Here is a 22,791-nt window from a genome sequence, read left to right as displayed (position 1 = left end):
AATTCGTAATTCGTCACACGTCATTATCTCCTTCCTTTCGGTTTTTTGGCAGGTGCCGATGGAGTAGGAGAGGAGGTGGTTTTTGGAGTTTCTACCTCTTCTTTCTTTTTCTCCTTTTTGTAAAGAGGAATTAGGTAGCTGAGCGTGTAGTTGAACCCTACGCCAAATCTACTTCCTTCGTACACTCTGCCGAAAGCAGGAATATAGTAGTTAGGAAAACCACTGTTGTTCGTTTGTGCTACCAATAGCCCTACGCGCACACTTGTCCCCGCATAGAGGTTGCGCAAGAGTTCCGCTTTGATGCCTACAACTAATTCCAACCAATGTGCTGTACGTCCGTCGTATTTTTTTAGGAAAGAGGGGTCGGAGCCTATGATATTTTCAGTCCAATATTGGTTGTCCTTGTGGATTGTATAGGAAGTGAGGTCTTGAGAGAAGAGCGAAATGCCATAGCGAGCCCCTACGTAAATCATATTTTCCATACCATACCAATTGCCGTAGGTATTATAATCAAAACCCGCACGCAAAAACTGACCTTGGGTAGTATAAGTATAAAAATCCTCGTTTTTACTTCTCTTTTCGTGTCCTAATTCTGCCGCGAAATAGTGGTTGGTTGTCAAGCGGTAATCGCCTACCAACTCAAGTCCGTAGTAATCTTTATCAAAAAAAGGACGTACCAACTTACTCAAGTCGGCACCCACGCGCAAGCCATACCGTTGTTTGTACACAGGGGCTTGTTGTTTTTCGGGTAAGGCGATGGTAGTTTGTGAAGTCGTACGGGTAGCCGTTTGTGCCTTTAAGCCTGCAACCCATAACATACTAATGATACAAATGTATATGAGCTCTTTTTTCATTATCTACGGTAGTGTTCTTGATGTTCAGACCTTTCAGCCAAGAGTTACTTGCATCTTGAATAGTAGCCGAAAGAGTGTTGTAAGTAATTTTTACCCCGCAAGCCTTGCTTACGAACGATTGTTTGGGAGTATAAGTGAGGGTAAGAGTTGCTGTACTGGTAGTTGTGCCCGAAACCACCGTTTGAAACAGATAAGTGGTAGGTGATTCCAAGCGCAAGGGCAAAGCAAGTGAATCTAAAGTAGTGTTGCTCACCAAAGGAGTCGTGTTACCCTCGCCATAAACCGTAAGATTTGCTACGCTAAAAGGCGTGCGAGTGTTGTTTGGGTTATAAAAACGCACCACTAAGCGAGGGGTATTTACGTTGTGGTCGCAAAGATCATCCGACTCACAGCTTATCAACGCTGAAAGTGAGAGAATTAGAAAAGATATGAAGATATTTTTTTTCATTAGAAAATATAAAGTTGGCGCAAAGATACAAAACAATTGATAATTAACAATTGCTTATAAACAATTATTTACTATCTTTGTCCTTTAAACTTTTTACTTTTCACTATACAGATGGCAAAGAAAAAGAAAACCCTCCCCGCTAACTTCTACGAACTATTAGAAGCTAAAGATTTAGACGCACTTAAAGCCGTTTTCAACGAATGTGAGCTAAACGCTTACGACCGTCGTTCATTCAAGACACCTGCACTCTCTTTCTATGAAATCCCTTTAGAGTTAATGGATTGGCTCATTGCTCAAGGCGCTGACATTGATGTAAAAGATGAATATGACCGCACTCCATTATATTATCACGCCGAAGTGAATAATGTAGAAAAAGTAGCTTTACTATTAGAAAAAGGGGCTGATATAGAATCTAAGACAGCGTATGACGAAACACCATTGTTTGGTGCAGGTTATCACCCTGAAGTAACTGCTTTGCTTATAGCTAAAGGAGCTAATATCAAGGCAAAAGACGATATGAAACATAATCCTATGGAGGCAATGCTGTACTCTGTTCAGAGTATTGATATTTCTAAAGCAGCTAAAACAGCTGAACTTTACCTCAAAGCAGCATTGAAGCCTACCAAATTTGCTAAAGAACAAATCACTCGCATAGGAGAAGATTTTGAGTTTCACCGCAACAATTTCAACCCAGAGTATTTGGAGGAAACCGATGCAGGATTGCAACAACTATACAAGCTCTTTGATGTGCCTCCTGTACCACACCGTATACAACACGATGGCAAATCGCCTATTGTACTTATTAGCGATACGTGGGAAGAGCGTTTCGAGCAGGCGTGGACGCTTTTGGTACCCAGTCGTGGTAGAGCAACTACGATACAAGGTGAGGTAGTGCGTATTGCAGGTAGGATAAACGACGAACTCCTGCGCAATGCTATGGGCAACTGGGATAAGGAATACCGCAGCTCACCGCTATTAACAGTTACCTGCAACAAGGTAATCCTCTCTCGGAGAGTGAACTCGCCGAAGTAGCCGATATTCAAAAACACATCTTGGAAGACGACGGCACTGGCTCCCAACGCCTATGCGAATTGGCTACCGCTTGGGTCGTACAGAATCCTCAGCCTATTGCCTTAGGCAAAGTGAATTATAAGTATTAGGGGATAGCCATTCGATTTGTCTGCCCCGTCAGACTTGTCCGACCCCTACCCCCTAATCGCCCCCCCTAAAAATGAAAATTATCTCTAAATTCAAAGATTACTACGATTATAAAGTCGCTGAGTACGGCATAGACGAAAACCTCGTCTATGACCGCCGTTTGCCACCAGAGGTAGGGATGAGCCTCCCTCAGAGAAGTTGGCTCACCTTTGATGACCCCACCGACGATGAGGCACTGCACTCAGCACTCTATGTGGGCACTGCACTCGTACACCTCTTTGCTACACGCTCTAAAATATACACTCATTGGGATTTTGCCGACCCTGAGGATTGGCATTACAGCATATATGATTTGTGGTATGGCGACCGCTATGTGCTGATGAATGACGGGAAAGAAATTAGGATAACCTCCTACTTATCGGCTACTTGTGATACTTTGCTTGAACAGATGGAAGCCACGCGTGAACGGAATATCTTTAAGCTCGAAGACCGACCGCCGTGGTTGGTGTTGAAAAGTCCGTTGTTGCTCATTTACAACAAAGACCACAGAGGAGATAATAGGGCAACCCATTATGTGAATTTGCAGGAACTTGGCATCTATATCGATCCCGATTTTGTATGGCAGCACATCGTGCAATACCTTTCCGACCTCAAAACCCAAGCCGAGCAATCGCCCGAACTGCCCAATGACCTAAAAATAGATAGCAAAGGTTTTGACAAAAAACGCTCTTTCCGCCCCAAAATGAAGTAATATTAAAAAGTGAAATTCGTCTGACTTGTCTGTCCCGTCCGACTCGTCAGCCTCGAACCCCTAAAACAAATGAAAGAACAACTCCACCGCATTCAGCAAAAGCTCTTCCAAGCCAAAGCCGCCGATAAGAATTTAGAAGTATTTGGTGCCGATGCTCACCAGTACCACCTCAACCCGCCCGTAAGCGAGGCGGAAGTCCTCGCTTTTGAAAAGAAATACGGCGTGCAACTGCCCGAATGCTATCGTGCTTTTATGCTTACTGTAGGCGATGCTAAAGCTAAAAAATCAGACTTTATAGCAGGACCTTATTTCGGCTTGTACGCCTTTGGAACTTCTGTAGATAGCCTACTCTACGAAAAAATAGAAACCTACCTCAAAGCGCCTTGTAATCTTTCTCCTGATATGACTCAAGAAGAATGGGAAAAGCTCTCTGATCCGCTATTGTTCTCTGAAGAAGACGAAGAAGAAGATGATGATAAGTATTTTGCCGAACGAGCAAAAGTATTTGGCGGACTCTTGCCTCTCGGGAGTCAGGGGTGTACCTATGAACACGCCTTGGTGCTGAACGACAAATATGCCGGTCGTGTAGTGAATGTAGATTTAGACCTCGCGCAACCTAAATTTGCTTTCGAAACCAACTTCTTAGATTGGTACGAACGCTACCTCGATGAGGTGATCTCTGGGCAACTTTTAGACGACCGCCCTACTTGGTTTGGCTACCATCGTGGCGAACCCGCTGAGGTGCTCCTCAATGAATATGAGCACACTACCGACCGCAAAACGCAAACCGACTGCCTCGAGGGGGTATATCATAAAAAACCGCCTTTAGAACCTGCACTATTAGACAAGATAGAAAAGCTCATCGCCTTAAACAACGAAGATAGAGATTTTTTAATTGAAATTCTTAGCCAATCGTGTTATGAGCGAGCCAAACCTTATCTGCAGACTTTGGTAACCAAAGATCCTAAAAAGGTATTTCAGTTTGTATGGTGGTATGCAAAAGACCATTGCGCCGACTGGGTGTCTGTTGTAAAAGAGCTGTTGCCTACCATTACCGACGAAAGAACCTTTGATTTTGCTACCTACCTCCTTACGGAAGGAGATGACAATTTCGAAGAAGTGATCCTGCCTTTCACCGATAATGAGAATCCTCAAATACGTAGCACTGCCTACTATATACTCGGCGAAAGTGAGAAAAGAGAACAGTACCTCGATACTTTTATCAAAGGGCTACAAGAGACCGATACCGGTGTCCTTTGCACAGTTATGCAAGCCCTTTCTGAGATAGATGACGAGCGCTTATTACCTTATTACAAAGCCATAGCCAAACGCTTCCCCGAAGAGAAAGACTATATCCTTTCCAACTTAGAACGCCGCTTAGCTTCTTTTGGACTTACCTTAGACGAAACCAGAAAATAGAAAGATGCAACTAAAAAAGACCATAGAAAACCTTTGGATTACTAAAGTACTCGTTGAAGGACTTAACAAAGCCTTTGCCTATAACGAGTACTTGGGTAGCTTTTTGATGATAGCTATTTTCTGTATTATCTATGTGCTAATATTCCCTATAATGTTAGTGGTATTGCCAATTCTTGGGTTAGTGAATTTGTTTAAGAAATAAAGAGTGAAAAATGAACCTAAATAGAATAATACATTCAAGGCTGTTGAACACTACCATTGATAAAGTAATCAAAGTCAATGCCTATAACCCTTTGTTAGGTTTAGTTGTAATAACAATAGCTCTTTTTGTTTTCTTTATAGTCGTAATCCTTTCAATAATAGTAGGATTACCTATACTTGGCTTAGTTAATTTGTTTAAAAAATTGATAAAATAAAAGATGGAATTACAAGATTTATTGGGCAGACTTATTCATTCTCCCGAAATAAAAGAATTTTTTGCGCAATATCATTTGCCACAAAACCCTAATCCTGAATATGATGCTTACGGCAACTTGTTTTGGGTACCAGTTAATAATGAAGAAAAGACCATTCGCTGCCTTTTTACTGGGTATGTGAGATATGCTCCCGCTTATGGAGAGCCTATTGGCAATTATAACAAGGAAAAAGACCAACTCATTTTGCATCAAATCACCATTGATTCCGAAAATGCACCCGATGGAAAAATTTCTGATATAAACCTGCCTTTTGGATTGAACATTGGCGATGATAAAACAACCATTGTACAGAAAATAGGCAAGAAACTTACGGGTAAAACAGTGAGTGATTATGGCTCTGCTTATGATGTTTTATTTGAGGAATTTCGCTTGTTAGTGGTTCTGAATCCTAAGGAACAATTGCGTAGACTAATATTATTCAAATTAGAACTATATGAAAAGAAACGCATCCACCTAAAAGCCCTCCTCAAATCACAAAATAAAAACATAGACCCCAATCGCATTCCTGAAATACAAGCTTTTCTCTCCGAAACACCTATTCCAGAGTGGCGCCAGCGTATGGCTCAGGGTGATGATATGTTTTCAGAAGAAAGTATTACCGCTGTAGAAACAGCCCTTACGGAATATGTGCAAACACTTTGCGAGGCGGTGCAAAAGAAAAATGCGACTACCGCTTATAACTCTATGGGCAAATTGGTAAAAAAACTCAATAAAATTAATGACAAATACGGACTTATAGAAACAATGGAGCGCGAGGAACTTTGCGAGTGGCTCAATACACTCATACGCAAAACAGGATTGGAATTAGCCGATAATGTAGATATCACCGATGAATACCGCGAGTGGTAAAAAATACAGAAACAATGAAAAAATCATTAGAAAAACTTTAATAGTTAATTAGCAAATTAGCGAATTAGTAAATAGATGTATTATGGCAATTGACGGCGTAAAAATCATAGATAGCGATAGTGGCTACGACATTTATAACAACATCACCGAGCGTTATAAAGACGGTGAGGATATAGAAAAAATCAGACAAGATTGGCTCAATGAGGAAGCTAATTTTTGTATTGATGAACTTTTTGCAGAAATCTATTGGACGGCTTTTGCATACGCTCTCTGGAAAATAGGCTACCCCCACGATGAAGTGCGCACCAAAGCTTTGCAACTCATAGAACAAGGAGCAACACCGCTCTGGAATGAGATAGACAGTAAAGCCCAAAAACAACGACAGAAAGCGCTTGATAAGCTCAAACTGCAATTGCAAGAGGATAACCCCAAACCTCTTGTGAAACCTGCTCCAAAGAAACCTAAAACACCTTATTTTGAAGTAGGAGATGTGTTGGCAATAACCATTGGTGAACGTTATGGCATCTGCTTTGTCTCGGCTGTAGAGGTTACTCCCCGAAAAATAGAGTATCATCTTGCTCCTACTCGATATTTAGCCACTACTTATCCTACAATGACCGACTTTCTGCAAAGCGAACTCGCCTGTGGGAAAAACAATCAAGATTTTGCCCTCAAAACCGATTGCTGGTTCAATCATAAAGATTTAGGAGCGATACTGCCTTCCCTTAAAAAAATAGGGACAGTACAGTTGAAACCTTATAGTTTATGGACACTCTCACCCGCTCATAGCATAGAGGATATCTATGAAAAAATCATAGAAGACAAAAAATACTTTGGAGGAAAACTCAAGAAAGTTTGTGAATTGATAGATAGTATTAAAGAGCAATTATAAAATCCTAAAAAGAAGTTATTATGCACTTATATCCTCCTATATCTTCAGAATTGGAACTAGCAGGGAAACTCATAATTCCTTTGTTAGTATTTCTCTTAATTGCTTTTGCAGCGAAAAAAGTAGAGAATAAATCTATTTCCTCTCTACTTGAAATCTTATTAGCATTGGGTATAATGGTCTATAATATAGCTGTAGGAATCTTTTTATTCCGGTGTGTGCGACCAATAATTCCCTATTGGGAGTTAGATCTTATAGAATGGTATCCTGTACCTCTATTTTTTGCGTTTTTCCTTTTAGTTTTTAACATTCTTTTCTTGCTCAGGTATAGAAATAAACTCTATGAAAATGTATTGTTTGTGCTGAGTTTAGGATTGCTGTTATTTACGCTCTATGAGTTTGTAGTTACCAAACCTTTTAAGCAACAAGATGGAGCCGAATTCTTATTAGATGAAAGTCTTTTAGAACACGCCCCACTACTAAATTTTATAATTAATATAGCAGTAAGTTTGAGTTTTATACTATTTATTGGACATAAAAGAAAATCGAATCTATGAAAAACACACTTTGGCTTTATAAAAATCCTTATCAGATAGAGATTATAGATGAAACCAGTCTCGATGATAATCAAAAAGCCCTTACTCGTTACCAAGAACGCCAACCTTACAACCGAAAAGTAGGCGAATATGACCAACTAATAGGCATTCGAATCTATGAAAATGAAGAACCTATGGGTAAAGTATTGCTTGTAGCTGATACTTATAATGTGCTCAATGAGAAAGGTATTCTTTTGGATAATGATAGACTTCTGATAGCTTGTGGCAATGAGGTATTTTGTATCCTCTTGCCTACATTAGAACTCCTTTGGCATACGCAGGTGGATATGGCTACTTGCTTTCAGATAGTCCCCTATCAAGAGGATTACATTACCCACGGCGAGGTAGAGATAGTACGCCTCAACAAGCAGGGCAAAATCCTCTGGCAGTTCAGTGGGAAGGATATTTTTGTCTCGCCTATAGAGCGTATCCCCGCTTTTAAGACAACCCCACAAGGCATTGATTTAGTAGATTTCAATTATGAGGAATACCACATTGATTATGACGGAAAGTTAATAAAGTAATTTTCTTATTCATAACCCAGCAGTTCTTGCAGCTTTACTCACATACCCAGCTGTGAGCCCTTGCTGGCTTTATCTCTTACCTCTTATCTCTTACCTAAACTTGTATCACTCCTAAGTTAAACGCTCTTTCAATGGGGGCATTGTTAGCAGCTTCTATACCCATTGCTATCCATTGGCGGGTTTCTAATGGGTCGATGATGGCATCCGTCCAGAGGCGAGCAGCAGCATAGTAAGGTGATATTTGCTCGTCGTATTGTTCTTTGATATGCGCAAAAAGGGCAGCTTCTTTTTCGGGAGTGAGTTCTTCTCCTTTTTTCTTTAGGTTGGCAGTTTCTATCTGCAAGAGCACCTTAGCAGCTTGTGCGCCCCCCATTACCGAAATGTTTCCACTGTGCCACGATACGATAAGACGCGGGTCGTAAGCCTTACCACACATAGCGTAGTTGCCTGCGCCGTACGAATTGCCTATCACAACTGTAAATTTAGGCACAACTGAGTTAGCCACAGCATTCACGAGTTTAGCCCCATCTTTGATAATCCCTCCGTGTTCTGATTTAGAGCCTACCATAAAACCGGTAACATCTTGCAGGAAGAGCAAAGGAATTTTCTTTTGGTTGCAATTGGCTATAAAGCGGGTCGCCTTGTCGGCACTATCTGAGTAGATTACACCTCCAAACTGCATTTCCCCTTTTTTAGTTTTCACCACCTTGCGCTGGTTGGCAACAATGCCTACTGCCCAACCCTCAATACGCGCATAGCCCGTGAGGATGGTTTGTCCGTAACCTTCTTTATATTCGTCAAATTCTGAATTGTCTACCAATCTAAGGATGATATCTTTCATATCATAAGGCTCTGAGCGCAATTTAGGCAAGATACCGTAAATTTCGTTAGGGTCTTTTAGTGGTTTATGCGCTTCAGTGCGGTTAAAGCCTGCTTTTTCGGCATCGGCGAGTTTAGCCATTGTACGGCGTACACGGTCGAGGGCATCTTTATCATCAGTTGCTTTATAGTCGGTTACACCACTGATTTTGCAATGAGTAGTGGCGCCGCCTAAGGTTTCATTGTCGATATTTTCGCCTATCGCAGCTTTTACTAAATAGCTACCCGCCAAAAAGATACTGCCAGTTTTATCTACTATCAGTGCCTCATCGCTCATTATAGGCAGATAAGCCCCGCCTGCCACACAACTGCCCATTACCACCGCTATTTGGGTGATGCCCATACTGCTCATCAGGGCGTTGTTGCGAAAGATGCGACCAAAGTGTTCCTTATCGGGGAAAATCTCGTCTTGCAAAGGCAAGTACACCCCCGCACTATCTACTAAATAGATGATAGGCAAGCGATTTTCCATTGCGATTTCTTGAGCGCGTAGGTTCTTTTTGGCTGTAATAGGAAACCACGCACCTGCCTTTACGGTAGCGTCATTGGCTACTACTACACATTGTTTGCCAGCAACATAGCCTATTACTACCACTACGCCAGCCGAGGGACAGCCGCCGTGTTCTTCGTACATTCCCTCACCGGCAAAAGCGCCTATTTCTATTTGAGGTTTATCCTTGTCTAAGAGATATTCTATGCGTTCACGAGCCGAGAGTTTGCCTTGGCTGTGTAATTTTTCGAGGTTCTTTTTGCCCCCGCCTTCTTTTACCTTTTTCAAGCGTTTACGTAACTCGCTAAGGGCTAATTTATTGTAATCTTCGTTTGTATTGAATTGAATGTCCATATTTGATTAATATTGTACATTTTACATTTTGCCATCATTGGCAGTTATCCGAAAATCTTGGATAACTCAATTTTTACCTAACTCTTTCATCGCTATTTCAGTTTTAAGTATTTACCTGTGTAGCTTTGTTTGTTTTTAGCGATTTCCTCAGGGGTACCCGTCGCTACGAGTTTGCCTCCTTTAGCACCGCCTTCTAAACCTAAATCTATTACATAATCGGCTGATTTGATCATCTCGGTATTGTGTTCGATAATGATAACCGAATGCCCTTTTTCTATAAGGGCTTGCAATGAGTCTAAGAGCTTGCGAATATCGTGAAAGTGCAAACCGGTGGTAGGCTCATCAAAAATGAACAACACTTTTTCTTTGCTATCCGATTTTGATAGGAAAGAAGCTAATTTTATCCGTTGGGCTTCCCCACCCGATAGGGTAGAGGAGGACTGCCCCAGTGTTACATACCCCAAACCTACATCTTGTAAAGGTTTGAGTTTTTCAGCTATTTTGGTTTGTTTGTGCTTTTGAAAGAAGGCTACGGCATCATCGATAGTAGTGTTCAGCAGGTCATCTATGTTTTTACCTTCGTACATCACTTCAAGCACTTCTTTTTTGAAGCGTTTGCCGCCACAAGCCTCACAAGTGAGGTGCACATCAGCCATAAATTGCATTTCTATGGTTACTTCACCCTCTCCTTTACATACTTCACAACGCCCACCATCAACGTTGAATGAGAAGTGCTTGGATTGGAAATTCCGCATCTTTGCCAACTTCTGACTCGCGAAGAGGGCGCGAATATCGTCGTAAGCCTTAATATAGGTAATAGGATTTGAACGGGTGGATTTTCCAATAGGGTTTTGGTCTACAAACTCCACACTTTGCAAGTGTTTGTATTTGCCCTCTATCTTCGTAAACTGACCGATTTTCTCTCCGCCTAAATCCAATTCTTTTTGAATAGCAGGATAAAGTAGCTTTTTCACCAAAGTAGATTTTCCGCTACCTGATACCCCTGTAACTACCGTAAGCATATCCAAAGGGAAGGTAACATCGATGTTCTTAAGGTTGTTCTCACGGCAGCCTACCAAAGTGATGTGTTGCGGAGAAGTGCGTCGTTTTTTGGGTACTTCAATTGCTAAACGTCCGCTGAGGTATTTCCCCGTAAGGGTATCGGCTTTTAGGAGTTCCTCATAAGTGCCTGCCGCTACCACTTCACCGCCGTGCGTTCCGGCTTCAGGACCTATATCGATAATATAGTCGGCAGCTTTCATAATATCCTCGTCGTGTTCCACTACAATCACCGTATTGCCTAAGTCGCGCAAGGATTTTAGTACGCCTATCAGTCGTTCGGTATCGCGCGGGTGCAAACCGATACTGGGCTCATCGAGTATGTACATAGAGCCTACCAAACTACTGCCCAACGAGGTTGCTAAATTAATGCGCTGGCTTTCCCCCCCTGAGAGCGTGTTTGATTTTCGGTTGAGGGTTAAGTAACCTAAGCCCACATCGGCAAGGAATTGCAAGCGGTTGTTGATTTCTAACAACAATCGTTTGGCAACCTCTTGCTCATAATCGTTGAGCTTGAGTTTTTTAAAGAAAAGTTGTAGTTCCTCAATAGGCAATTCTACCAAATCCGAAATGCTTTTGCCTGCTATTTTCACGTAGTTAGCCTCTTTGCGCAAACGCTTGCCGTGGCATTCGTGACAACGCGTTTTTCCGCGATAGCGCGCCAAGAGTACTCGGTTTTGTATTTTGTAACTTTTGTCCTCTAACTCTTTGAAGAAATCGGTGAGCCCCGTGAAATACTTATTGCCGTCCCACACCAATTGTTTCTGTTTATCGGTGAGCTCAAACCAAGGCTTGTGTATCGGGAAATCGAACTTATAGGCATTATTCACCAATTGGTCACGAAACCAACTCATCGTCTCGCCACGCCAAGGATAGATAGCATTCTCGTAGACCGAAAGACCTGTGTTAGGTACGATAAGGTCTTCATCAAGTCCGATAGTATCACCATAACCATCGCATTTTGGGCAAGCCCCATAAGGGTTGTTAAAGCTGAATAAGTGTACGTTAGGCTCTAAAAAAGTGATACCGTCCAACTCAAACCGATTGCTGAAATGCGTTTGTACCACTCCGTCCATTTCTTGAATGTAGCATTCACCCTTCCCTTCAAAGAAAGCCGTGTCTACGGCATCGGCAAGGCGGTGCTGAAAGTCTTCGTCGTGACGCACAATCACCCTATCTACTACCAATTGGAAATTGTCGAGATTCTTAGGCAAATTGTCTTCCTCAAGACGGATGATTTCTTCTTTGTATAGAATGCGTGCATAGCCCTGTTGTAAAAGGAGTTTGAGCACTTGCTCTGCGGTACGGTCTTTGGGGATACTCACAGGGGCTAAAAGCAACAGTTTTGTGCCTTCGGGATAGCGCATTACTGCATCCACCACATCGGTAACCGTATGTTTTTTCACCTCTTGTCCCGAAATTGGCGAATACGTCTTCCCGATACGAGCAAAGAGCAGTTTCAAGTAGTCGTACACCTCGGTAGAAGTGCCCACAGTAGAACGTGGGTTCGAGGTGTTTACTTTCTGCTGAATAGCAATCGCAGGGGCAATCCCTACGATATTGTCTACTTTTGGTTTGTCTAACTTACCCAAAAACTGACGTGCGTACGACGACAGGCTTTCCACATAACGGCGTTGCCCTTCGGCGTAAAGCGTGTCAAACGCCAATGATGATTTACCTGAGCCTGAAAGTCCTGTAATCACCACCAACTGGTTGCGGGGAATCCCCACGGTAATATTTTTAAGATTGTGCAGTTTAGCACCCTTTATAAGAATTTCTCTGTTTTTCATTTTTAACTATCAAGGGGGCAAAGGTACGACTAATTTGCTAATTAGCCAATGCTTGCGCAATATAAAAAAGAACTACCCAAAAAGTATTCTTTTTTAGGTAGTTCGTGTCTATTTAGGTTTTTGTGTTATTTTTTATTCGTTTTGTACTATTAATGAGTTTGCTTCTATTTCGTCTTGTGGTATTTGGTATACCCAACGTTTATCGCCAGCGGGTACTGTTATCATAAAGGTATGGTTGCTGCCAGCCTCATTTCGGTTTACCCCTAAATGCCAACGTTTGAAATCGAAGAAGCTAGTACCTTCACCCCATAACTCTATGCGGCGCTGTGTACGTACTTCGTCTCGCATAGCCGCTTGAGTTGTAGCAGTGAGGGTGTAAGAAGGGTCGCGGTAACTGCGCATAAAGTCCTCTAAGGTAGTCTTAGCAGTAGTCAAATCGTTTTGCTCTACCAAAGCCTCTACATACAAAAAGAAAGGGTCTTCTATACGTATGAAGCAATAATCGCTCAAAAATTGCTGGTCGGTAGCGTATTTCACATTGGCGTAATCGGGTAAGTTATACCTATCGGCAATGGTGGGGAAAAGTGTATTATTGATATATATTTTCTTGCGCACATCAGTATCGGCTATCTTAGCATAGAGGTTGCTGTACATATTTTTATAAGCTCCTGAACCCCCAGCATAGCCTTGTGTTATGGTATTATCGATATGCGAATAGAAAGACCCAAAGGAACTTGTAGTCTGCTGGGTGATATCATACCCCCAAAGCCAAGAGGTATTACTGATATCCCATTTAGCTCCTTGCACTTCAGCCATAGAAGTATAATTGAAATCGCTTGCGTTGAGCACGATTTGGGCGTATTGGGCTACCTTTGCCCACTCCTCTTTATGTGCATACACTTTGGCAAAATAGGCAGCGGCGACAGCTTTATCTACATCTTCTTTGCTTTCGGTGATGGTAAATCGGGCATCATCTACCACTGATAGGTCTTCTTCCATTTGGCGGTATACTTCAGCTACTGTGGCACGCGGCAGTTTGCTATCGGTAGGTTTGAGCATTAGTGGAACACCTAATTTTGTTTCGTTACCCTTGTATGATTGTTGATATAAATTTACCAAATAGAAATAGTAAATCGCGCGTAACGATTTGAGTTCGGCGTATTTTTGGTAAAGCACTTGCTCGGTAGGTGTTTCAGTAAAATAATCAGCTAACACTTTGTTAATTGCACTGATTTGTCGGTAGAGAAAAGACCACATAAAACTGGTACGCGTATAGGTAGCGTTGCGCATATTGAAATAATAGTCATGGCCGAACCAATGATACGAAGCTTGCACCATATCAAGCCCTGTAAGGTCTGATGACAGATGGATAGACTTCAGCCCAAACGAATCGTGATCGCCACTCTGTAGTGCTACATTATTGTTGTAAATACCGTTGAGTTCTACTTGTAGGAGGTTGGCTTTGGTTTGTACATCGGCTTTGAGTTCCTCTTTGCGTTGGTCGGTGAGGTACTCGTTTACCTTGGGGTCGAAATCACTCTTAGAACAAGCAGTTATAAGTAGTGATACAAGAGTGACGGAAAGTATATGTTTTTTCATAGCTTTTACGATTTTAAAAATTGAGTGTTAATCCCATTGAAACAGTGCGAATAGGGCTGTATACTGCATCGTAGTTATCACCTGCCAAGCTGGTGCGAGGGTCTAACCCTTGTCGTTTGCTCCACAAGTACACGTTATCGGCAGTGAGATAGTAGCGCAACTTAGTGAGTCCTAATTTTTCTACTATTTCTTGTTTGAAAGTGTAGCCTAAGCTCACATTGCGCAACGATAGATAGTTTGATGATACCATAAAACGATCGGAAAGGCTGAGCAATTTTTGGTTAGCAAACTCAAGTCGGGGAATGTCGGAGGTAGTATTCTCAGGAGTCCAACGATTGCGAATATCAGTATGCCAGGTTCTACCCAAGTCGCCAGAGTGCATTAGGTTAGCGTACTGAGAGTCGTAGAATTTACCACCGAATTGGTAAGAAAATTGTACCGCAAGATCGAAATTATAGGCGCTGAGCGTTGTGCCAAAGCCTCCTTGCAAATCGGGGATAGAGGTGCCTACATATTGCTTGCTGTTGGTGCTATCATAATCGGCACTACCTTTTAGCTCGTATTTGCCTGTGGTAGTGTTTTTGATGTAGAACTGCGCGTCGCCATTAACAGGATTTACGCCTCCCCATTTTACCATATAGAAATCGTAGATACTACCGCCTTCTTTTAATATTTGGTAGCCGCGAGTGAGTCCTTTTTCGCGTAGTTCCTCAGGCAAGCGGGTTATTTCGTTTTTGTAGTGCAATCCGTTTAGCGAGATTGTCCACTCCACTTTGTCGGTGCGTATTGGGGTTATACCTAATGAAAATTCAAATCCTCTGTTTACCATATCGGCAACGTTACGTGGTTCTGAAGAAAAACCAGTAGAAGCAGGTAGTGGCATATCGAACAACAAGTTATTTGTTTTCTTTATAAAATAATCAGCCTCTAAAGTGAGTCGGTTGTTAAATAGCGCTAATTCTATTCCTGCATTGAGGTTGCCACTCTCTTCCCAAGTGATATTGCGATTACCTTTATAGCTGGCTACGAGTCCAGGGGTATTGCCATTGGTGCTCACACTGTAGAGGGTCATATAAGGTACGTAGGAACGTCCTCCACCAGGTAAGTAAAGCTCGTCATTACCCTGTACACCATAACTCAATTTTAGTTTTACTAAATCTATAAAATCTACTTCTTCTAAAAACTTCTCTTCGCTGATCAACCACGATGCCCCAACTGACCAGAAAGTACCCCAACGATTTTCGGGGGCAAATACCGAAGACCCATCGCGACGCAAACTGCCTGAGAGATAATACTTATGTTTATAATTAGCATTTATCTGACCAAAATAACCTTCAACAAAATAACGGCGAGTGTACGAGGTGAGCGAGCTGAGCACAGCCGCATTATTGAACTCACTATTGTAAGGGTCTACAAAGTTTTTCTTGCCCCCCTCTATTGTACCAAAGCGTTTTTTATAGCTTTCGTGTCCTAAGAGAGCTTCAATACCATAGTTGTCCCAATTTTTATTATAACGCAACAACTGATTGAAAGTCAATACTGTGTTATCCGATTTGTACTTAGTAGCTGATCCGCCATAGTTTTTGCCTGCTCCGCCTAAAGGGGTAGTGAAATAGTTCACATCGTAGAAGTTGGCATAGAAATTACCATTTACCGAGAAAGTGAAGTTTTTGAGCAATTTTGCATCTAACGAAAGAGACTGGTTGAAATAATAATCGCGATTGTAGTTTAAGTTCTCGCGCTGTGTTGCGACGGGATTGGTATTATTGTTGAATTTTCGGGTAATTCCATAGTCGTAAGTATTCAAGCGATTGCCATTGGCATCGTGTTCATAGATAGGGTAAATAGGAGCAATGGTACGCGTCCACGCAAAAGGGTTGTCGTAGCCATTATCTTCTGTACTTCCTTGTTGTTCAGTATAAGTAATCATAGAGGAGGCATTAGCTTTTAACCAAGTAGTAATATCGCCTTTATAGGCAAAACGTGTGGCGTAGCGGTTAAAATAAGTATTCATATTATAGCCTTCATCACCTAAATAACCAAAAGAGAAATAAAAGCTATTGTATTCTGTGCCTTTGGTCATACTCAGGTTGTGTTCTTTGCGCACACGGCTGTTGAAGAGCGCTTTCTCCCATTGATTGAAAGTCGCTGCATCGGAATATTTGATAGTAGTCGCAGGGTTGAGTTTGCCGTTAGAGAGTACCACTTGATCATCAGCAACATTGTAGATGTTATAACCTGTACCTACATTGTTAATAAGCGACTGACTCGCATTGGTACGCGCTAAGGCGTCGGCTTGGTTTTGGGCATAGCAGTTTTGGTTGTAAAGAGCAGACCAAAGGGTTTCGTAATATTCCCCTGGACTGCTGATGATATCGTACTCAGGGATACCGCGATAGTTGAAGCCCAGCTTACTGTCTAAAGTGATGGATAAGCGCCCTTTAGAACCACTTTTGGTAGTGATGAGTACCACCCCGTTAGCACCGCGTGCCCCATAAAGTGCTGAAGAAGAAGCGTCTTTTAGTACGTTTACACTCTCTATATCGCTGTTGTTGATAGCGTTGAGCGTTCCTTCAAAAGGTACACCATCTAAGATGATAAGTGGTGCACTTGAGGCGTTGATAGAGCCAATCCCCCTAATGCGAATAGCCGAATTACTCCCAGGTTGCCCCGATGAAGTGGAGATTTGTACCCCTGCTACAGCGCCTTCTAAGGTTTTAGCTACGTCGGAAGATTGTTTGGCTTGAATAGTTTCAGCTTTGATAGTAGCCATAGAGCCAGTAAACGATTTTTTATCGGTAGTACCATAGGCTACTGCTACCACCTCAGTACCTTCGAGCTGAAGTACATCAACAGATAGAACGATGTTTAGGTTGCGTTCCTTACCCACTTTTACCTCTTTAGGAGCATAGCCGATAGTTGAGAATACTAAAATATCCCCTTGATGAGCTTTAATTTCAAAGGCTCCATTTCCATCGGTAGCTATACCTTTGTTAGTACCTTTGATAACAATAGCTGCTCCAGGCAATTCGAGACCGTCCTGATCTTTTACGGTACCTTTGATAGTTATTTCCTGTGCTACAAGCCAAAAAGGGAAAAGACAACAGAAGATAAACGAAGCGATTTTACGTGTATTATTCATACTTTTATTTGTTTTAACGGCTCAAAAGTATCAATATCTTTCGTAATGAACAAGAGAAAGTTTAAATATTAACAAAGATTAACCTTTTAACATTTTTTTTGTAACATTCTTGATTTTTAAGAGAATATCAAAATAGAACCCGCTGTAAGGATATTTTTTGAAAGATTGTTAGTTTTAGATGTTTTTTACTGAAGAAAACGCAAAATTAATGACAAAGGTGAATGACGAATAACGAAGAATGACCTTTGAAAAAAGCACTAAAATATAGGGAAGTAATTTAAACTTATAAAAAATGAGTAATCCAAATATTTTATATGATATTGTGCTAAAAATCAAAAAATATATGGATTACTCAATTAGAACTGGTAAATAAAAAGATTCTACATCCAAATTTCTACCTCATTTATTTCTACTAACAAAAGAAGTTTTATATCTAATTTTGATATAATAGCATCTTTAAATGAGTCGACTTTGGCAAAAGTATGTAACAATTATTAATCATTATTTGAACATACCTTTAATCTCTTCTAACATTTTAATCTGTTTTTTTACAGATTCAGTTTGGTTTAAGCCGCGTTTGATAGTAATACCTTCATCTAATACGCTTTTTAGCATTTCTTTAGCTGCAGGATTTTCCATATCTTTAGCGATTTCTTTGAGTGATTTAGTTAATAATTCTACGTGTGAGGTATTATCTAAATGCATTGCCCATTCATAGCCTTTTTTAAAGTTGGCAGCTGTGTCGGGAGTGTCTTTTTCAAAGAAAGGATAGTATACAAAATAAGGAAGTATTGCGGGGAGATATTGCTCCATTTGGTTATCGACAATAACGCCTGATAATCCTGCTAATTGGTCGGTATCGAAATCTTTGATGTTTCCTTTTTCAAGAATACTCTTAGCACGTGCGGGATCAGTACGAGCTATCCCATTGATAGCTGCATTTTTAATAGCCCCTGAAGGAGATTCAAGGTTTTTCTCGAATATAGGAGTATATTTATTTTTGTCCTTAGAAGTTGCTAATACCCACATTGATGCCGATTTAGCTAAGTTTTGAGGATCGGAAGAGGCAATTTTTTCTACCATAGCCATTTCTTTGGCGTTGAGATCGTAGTTAGCGAGTTTTTGCAAGGCTTGTACGCGTATTTGGAAGAAAGGATCTTTGAGAGCCGCAATTAGAATATCTTTACCCTCAGATTCGGTAGGAGCACTTACCGCTTGTAATCTGCTTTTAAGTGATTTAGCGCGTTGTATTTGGAACAAGTACTCTGCCCACGATTTTTGGTATTGTTCATTCATCAATATCACTCCTTCAGGGTTGATATCTATGAGGGTAGGCATTTTTCTCATTGGGAAGGTGAAAACGTTTTCTTTGCGAGCATCTACCCAAACGGTGTGTCTCATCACGCGATTGTTGATGTACAAATCTATATCCAATGGGAATTGGAACAAGAGGTCTTCACTTTGTGTTTGTATCACTTTTAGGGTGAGTTTACCTCTTTTGAAGTTCTTTTCTATATTTACAGTAGGGTTACCATTGCCGAAATACCATTGGTTGAAGAACCAGTTGAGGTCTTTACCACTCACTTTTTCTAATGAAAGGCGCAATTGGTGAGCTTCGCCAGTACCGTATTCATTCGTTTTGAGATAATCGGTAAGTCCTGCAAAGAAAGCAGCATCGCCCAAATAATTGCGCAACATATGCAAGATAGCACCCCCTTTGTTGTAGGAAACTAAATCAAACATATCTTCGCGGGAGTCGTAACCAAAACGCACTAAATCTTTTACAAAATCGTTGGGGCGGTGTTGGTATTGGAGGGTGTTGTTGCTCAAGTGGTATTCAGCGACATCTTTGCCATATTTGTGCATCAACCACAAGTACTCGCTATAGTTAGCAAACGACTCGTTTACAGTGAGGTTTGACCAGCTTTCGGTAGTTACCAAATCACCAAACCAATGGTGTGCCAACTCGTGAGCGATGATAGGCTCCCAATAATTTTGGTCGGCTAAAGCACCTGCAGTTTGATAAGCGCTTTCGGCGTGGCTAACGGCTGTAGTATTTTCCATTGCACCACTCACAAATTCGCGTACTACCATTTGGGCATATTTAGACCAAGGGAAATCGTAGCCAAAACGTTCGGAGAAGAAAGTAATCATCTCGCTTGTATTGCCAAATATCTGTTTAGCAACAGATTCATATTCTTTTTCTACATAGTATTCAATAGGCACTGTACCACGCCAAGGGGTATCTTTAACCACGGCAAATTCTCCTGCTCCCATAAAGAAGAGGTAAGGAGCGTGAGGTCTATCCATCACCCAATAGTCGGTGCGCATATTGCCTTTCTTGTCACTGCTTTTTAGCAGACCATTAGAAAGGGTGACAAAGCTCTCGGGTACAGTGATTTCAATTTCTTGGGTTGTTTTTTGGTTAGGTTTGTCGATAGTGGGGAACCAACAAGAAGAGCCTTCGGTTTCACCTTGTGTCCACACTTGGCGCATAGGCTTATCGGCTTCTCCTTTAGGGTTGATAAAGTAGAGCCCTTTGGCATCGGTAATTGCTTCTCCTCCTTTTTCAGTTACTTTCTCAGGCTGAGCAGTGTAGCGAATATAGATGGTGTAGGCTTCGTCTTTCTGGTAGGTTTTGTTGAGTTTTATTTTTAGCAAATTGTTTTTATAGCTATAAGAAAGCCCCCGTTGTTTGCCATTCTGGTCTAAGGCTACCTTGTGAATGAGCATAGCCTTGGCATCGAGTATAAGGCTATCGGTAGCATAAAAATAAGGGGCAGCGGTGAGCCATTCTTCTCCGCTGAGGGTTTGGTTGTTGAAGTTGAAACTTACCTTTAACTTGGTGTGCTTCAAGGCAGTTTTCTTCTCAGGAGTTGCACGGTAAAGACTTCTACCCGAAGTATCGGTTTGTGCAAAAATGTAGCCCGTGAACAATAGGGCAATGATGGTAAAAAGTGTTCTTTTCATCGGTTTATCTTATTTGCTTGAAATATACTGATAATTTATTTTTCAAGGGATGATTTCAACCGCAAAGATATATCTTTTTACCATTATACCGAAATAAAACACCAAAAAATTATAATCGCTCTACTTCTTCAAGTTCGTTTGTATGGACTTCTTTGGCTTTTCCAAACTGATAAGTGAGGTTTAGTTTGACTTGCCGGCTTTCGCTATTGCCATAAGCATAAAGGTCTAAGTTAGGCAAATGGCTTTCGCTATCCCAGCGCTGGGTGTGGAAAATATCGGTAAAACTAAGGGTAGCTGTAAGGCGATTGTTTAAGAAAATACGCTGTAACCCAAGGTCTATACCTCCTGAAGATTTAGCTATCTCGTTGATGCCTGCTAATCTGCGCGAATTGTAAACTGCTGTGAGTTCGCCTTTGAGTTGCCAAGGCAAACGAAAGTAATTTTGCATTGTTATACTATACTGCCAACGATTGAGGTGTAACTCGCTACCTTCTAATACAGTGCCTTTATTCTCTATATAACTGAGATTAGGAGTAAGGGTTGTTTGGCAGCCGTTGCCCCAATTCAGTTCTTGGTAGAGTGAAAAGAGCAAATGGTGCTGACTGCCTATATTTTTAGGAATTGAAATGATTTTGTTACTTTGGAAAGGCTCACTGATACTGCTAAAAAAGTCGGTAGAGTAACTGTAAGTCATTGTGAAAGAAGTCTTTTTATACGAAGCTGAAAGAGTGACTTTTTGTATTTTTTCGGGAGCTAAAAACGGATTTCCTTTCCAATACGACAATTCGTCTAAAAGGTATTCAAACGGGTTGAGATTTTGGTATTCAGGTCGGTTGATGCGAGTGCTATAGCCTGCAAATAGCTGTAGGTCATCATTGTATTGGTATTGCAAACTCAGGGTAGGGAAGAAGTTAGTATAGTGTTTTTTATGCTCTTGTTGGCTATTTCCACTACTCGCAAAAGGCAATAAAAGTCCGTTAGAAAAAGTAGTTTCGTTGCGTACCCCTACCTCAGCAGACAAACGGTCGGTAAGAGGGTAGTGATATTGAGCATAAACGGCAAAAATACGCTCTTTGAAGTCGAATGCATTAGAGCGGTTTACATCTATAATGTTATGGGGAGCCAAGTGTCTGTAAAACTGAAAGCTATTGTCCGAAAACACTTGTGAGTACTTAGCTCCTGCTGTAAGGCTGCCTCCCCATAGCGGTAATTCCGAACGAAAAGAAGTAGCGAAGATATGTATTTTGCGGTCGTTTTCGGAAAGATATAACTCGTGAGAAAGCACATTGCCCGCAGGTGAACGGTAAGTATTAGGTTGCCAATTCCCTGAACCACCATCGAAAAAAGCGTAATCTATATCTAACTGGTAACGTTCGTTATCGGAAGGAGCAAAAGTATAATAAGCATTGGCACTGTAGCGGTTCGCTTTTTGCATAAAGTAATCGTTGTAGCCCGATAATGTTTTTTCCAATACATTAGCAGCATTGAAAAAGCGAGTGGTTGTGCTAGTAGTTCCTTTGCCAAATAAGGTGTTGGCAGAGAGTTGCACGCCTAAAGTATGTTGTTCATCAGGCAAATAGTCATAGCCAATATGTCCTGCAATAGTTTTGCGTTTTTCGGTATCATCGGTAGGACTTTCATAACGCAAGCCATTTTGCAAACGCTCGCTGCCGTAATCCATTGCGTAATGCCCTAACTGATGATTGTAGCCCAAACGCAATATACCTTTTTTTACGCTGTGTTGTAGTTGGAGTTCCGTATTTTGGCGCAGATTCCACCAATACGACAGCCCATTGTTCAATGAGAAGAAGGTACCTTCCACCGTTTTTTTATCTAATACAATGTTCACCGCACCTGCTCCCCCTTGAGCCTCGTACTCGGCAGGAGGGTTGAGTAATAATTCCGTTTTTTTGATTTGCGCCATTGGGATAGATTTCAGATAACTCGCCAAATCATCGGGTTGCATATAGGTAGGTTTACCATTGATGAGCACCAACACATTGCTTTTTCCGCCAATGCTCAGGTGATTTTTGCTGTCTACTACTACATTTGGGGTGCTTTTTAGCGCATCGAGAGCCGTTCCAGAGGCGTGTGTTAGGCTGTTTTTAGGTGAAAACACAATCTTGCCCTGTTCCATATATACAGCAGCTTTCTTTTGGGGAGCTGTAATGACTACTTCTTCTAAAGCAACTGATGTTTTTAGTTCGATAGCAAGCATTTCAATAGACTTGTTCAGCTGAAAAGGTTCGCCTGTATACGACAGATAGTCGTTAGTACCTTCAATATAAATACGCAATTTGCGAGGGGAAGAAGTAAAGCTAAAGAGTCCGTTAGCTTCGGTAATAGGTTCACTTACAATAAAGTTTGTATCGGCATCTAATACTTTGATAGCTACATTGGCAATGCCTTCGAGTGAAGCGTTATGCACAAAACCTTTTACGGTGTACTGTGTTTGTGCAGAAAGGGTTGTGAGTGTGCATAGTAGGCACAATAAGAAACTCAATCTTTTCATCACTTGTGTTTATCAAAATGTGTTAAAATTTA

The 22,791-nt window shown here is 41.3% G+C and carries 16 protein-coding genes; 8 read left to right on the top strand and 8 right to left on the bottom strand.

Going from position 1 to position 22,791, the window contains the following annotated elements:
• Positions 1-23: 23 nt before the first annotated feature.
• Both HMPREF9073_RS00535 and HMPREF9073_RS00530 read right to left on the bottom strand, forming a co-directional pair.
• A complete protein-coding gene (locus HMPREF9073_RS00535) occupies positions 24-854 on the bottom strand; it encodes a DUF6048 family protein (protein ID WP_009750665.1) in 831 nt (276 codons plus the stop codon).
• On the bottom strand, positions 820-1,302 hold the full coding sequence (locus tag HMPREF9073_RS00530; RefSeq protein ID WP_009750664.1) for a DUF6452 family protein: 483 nt from the start codon (positions 1,300-1,302) through the stop codon (positions 820-822). Before HMPREF9073_RS00530 ends, HMPREF9073_RS00535 begins: the two co-directional genes overlap by 35 nt.
• A gap of 111 nt (positions 1,303-1,413) precedes the next feature.
• Between HMPREF9073_RS00530 and HMPREF9073_RS00525 the strand changes: the two genes are divergently transcribed.
• The 8 genes from HMPREF9073_RS00525 to HMPREF9073_RS00485 all read left to right on the top strand — a co-directional run bounded on the left by HMPREF9073_RS00525 (position 1,414) and on the right by HMPREF9073_RS00485 (position 7,964).
• On the top strand, positions 1,414-2,334 hold the full coding sequence (locus HMPREF9073_RS00525) for an ankyrin repeat domain-containing protein (RefSeq protein ID WP_009750663.1): 921 nt from the start codon (positions 1,414-1,416) through the stop codon (positions 2,332-2,334).
• Between the two features lie 199 nt (positions 2,335-2,533).
• On the top strand, positions 2,534-3,211 hold the full coding sequence (locus HMPREF9073_RS00520) for a hypothetical protein (protein WP_009750662.1): 678 nt from the start codon (positions 2,534-2,536) through the stop codon (positions 3,209-3,211).
• 69 nt (positions 3,212-3,280) lie between these two features.
• Complete coding sequence (locus HMPREF9073_RS00515) at positions 3,281-4,630, top strand: SMI1/KNR4 family protein (protein WP_009750661.1); 1,350 nt, start codon at positions 3,281-3,283, stop codon at positions 4,628-4,630.
• Between the two features lie 4 nt (positions 4,631-4,634).
• Positions 4,635-4,832 carry a hypothetical protein gene (locus HMPREF9073_RS00510; RefSeq protein ID WP_009750660.1) on the top strand — a complete coding sequence of 66 codons (198 nt, stop codon included), beginning with the start codon at positions 4,635-4,637 and terminating at the stop codon, positions 4,830-4,832.
• A gap of 217 nt (positions 4,833-5,049) precedes the next feature.
• Complete coding sequence (locus HMPREF9073_RS00500) at positions 5,050-5,955, top strand: hypothetical protein (RefSeq protein ID WP_009750658.1); 906 nt, start codon at positions 5,050-5,052, stop codon at positions 5,953-5,955.
• A gap of 82 nt (positions 5,956-6,037) precedes the next feature.
• Entirely contained in the window at positions 6,038-6,847 is an 810-nt protein-coding gene (locus HMPREF9073_RS00495) for a hypothetical protein (RefSeq protein WP_009750657.1), read from the top strand.
• 20 nt (positions 6,848-6,867) lie between these two features.
• Positions 6,868-7,401 (top strand): hypothetical protein, encoded by a 534-nt coding sequence (locus HMPREF9073_RS00490; RefSeq protein ID WP_009750656.1) that lies wholly within the window; start codon positions 6,868-6,870, stop codon positions 7,399-7,401.
• Positions 7,398-7,964, top strand: a complete 567-nt coding sequence (locus HMPREF9073_RS00485; RefSeq protein WP_009750655.1) for a hypothetical protein — start codon at positions 7,398-7,400, stop codon at positions 7,962-7,964. Before HMPREF9073_RS00490 ends, HMPREF9073_RS00485 begins: the two co-directional genes overlap by 4 nt.
• A 94-nt stretch (positions 7,965-8,058) precedes the next feature.
• Here HMPREF9073_RS00485 and HMPREF9073_RS00480 read toward each other — a convergent pair whose 3' ends face one another.
• The 6 genes from HMPREF9073_RS00480 to HMPREF9073_RS00455 form a co-directional block, all read right to left on the bottom strand.
• The gene (locus tag HMPREF9073_RS00480) at positions 8,059-9,687 is read right to left on the bottom strand and encodes an acyl-CoA carboxylase subunit beta (RefSeq protein WP_009750654.1); all 1,629 of its coding nucleotides are present in this window, start codon (positions 9,685-9,687) and stop codon (positions 8,059-8,061) included.
• Between the two features lie 92 nt (positions 9,688-9,779).
• Positions 9,780-12,536 carry an excinuclease ABC subunit UvrA gene (gene uvrA, locus HMPREF9073_RS00475; protein ID WP_009412023.1) on the bottom strand — a complete coding sequence of 919 codons (2,757 nt, stop codon included), beginning with the start codon at positions 12,534-12,536 and terminating at the stop codon, positions 9,780-9,782.
• A 132-nt stretch (positions 12,537-12,668) separates the two neighbouring features.
• On the bottom strand, positions 12,669-14,135 hold the full coding sequence (locus HMPREF9073_RS00470; protein ID WP_009412022.1) for a RagB/SusD family nutrient uptake outer membrane protein: 1,467 nt from the start codon (positions 14,133-14,135) through the stop codon (positions 12,669-12,671).
• Positions 14,136-14,148: 13 nt separating this feature from the next.
• Positions 14,149-17,277 (bottom strand): TonB-dependent receptor, encoded by a 3,129-nt coding sequence (locus tag HMPREF9073_RS00465; protein ID WP_009412021.1) that lies wholly within the window; start codon positions 17,275-17,277, stop codon positions 14,149-14,151.
• 501 nt (positions 17,278-17,778) lie between these two features.
• The gene (locus HMPREF9073_RS00460) at positions 17,779-20,247 is read right to left on the bottom strand and encodes a M1 family aminopeptidase (protein ID WP_009412019.1); all 2,469 of its coding nucleotides are present in this window, start codon (positions 20,245-20,247) and stop codon (positions 17,779-17,781) included.
• A 109-nt stretch (positions 20,248-20,356) separates the two neighbouring features.
• Entirely contained in the window at positions 20,357-22,759 is a 2,403-nt protein-coding gene (locus tag HMPREF9073_RS00455) for a TonB-dependent receptor (protein WP_034554989.1), read from the bottom strand.
• Positions 22,760-22,791: the final 32 nt, after the last annotated feature.

It is taken from the genome of Capnocytophaga sp. oral taxon 326 str. F0382, assembly GCF_000318295.1.
GTDB classification, from domain to species: domain Bacteria; phylum Bacteroidota; class Bacteroidia; order Flavobacteriales; family Flavobacteriaceae; genus Capnocytophaga; species Capnocytophaga periodontitidis.
Note: the sequence above shows the minus strand (reverse complement) of the source record. Positions and strands in the feature narration are given on the sequence as shown.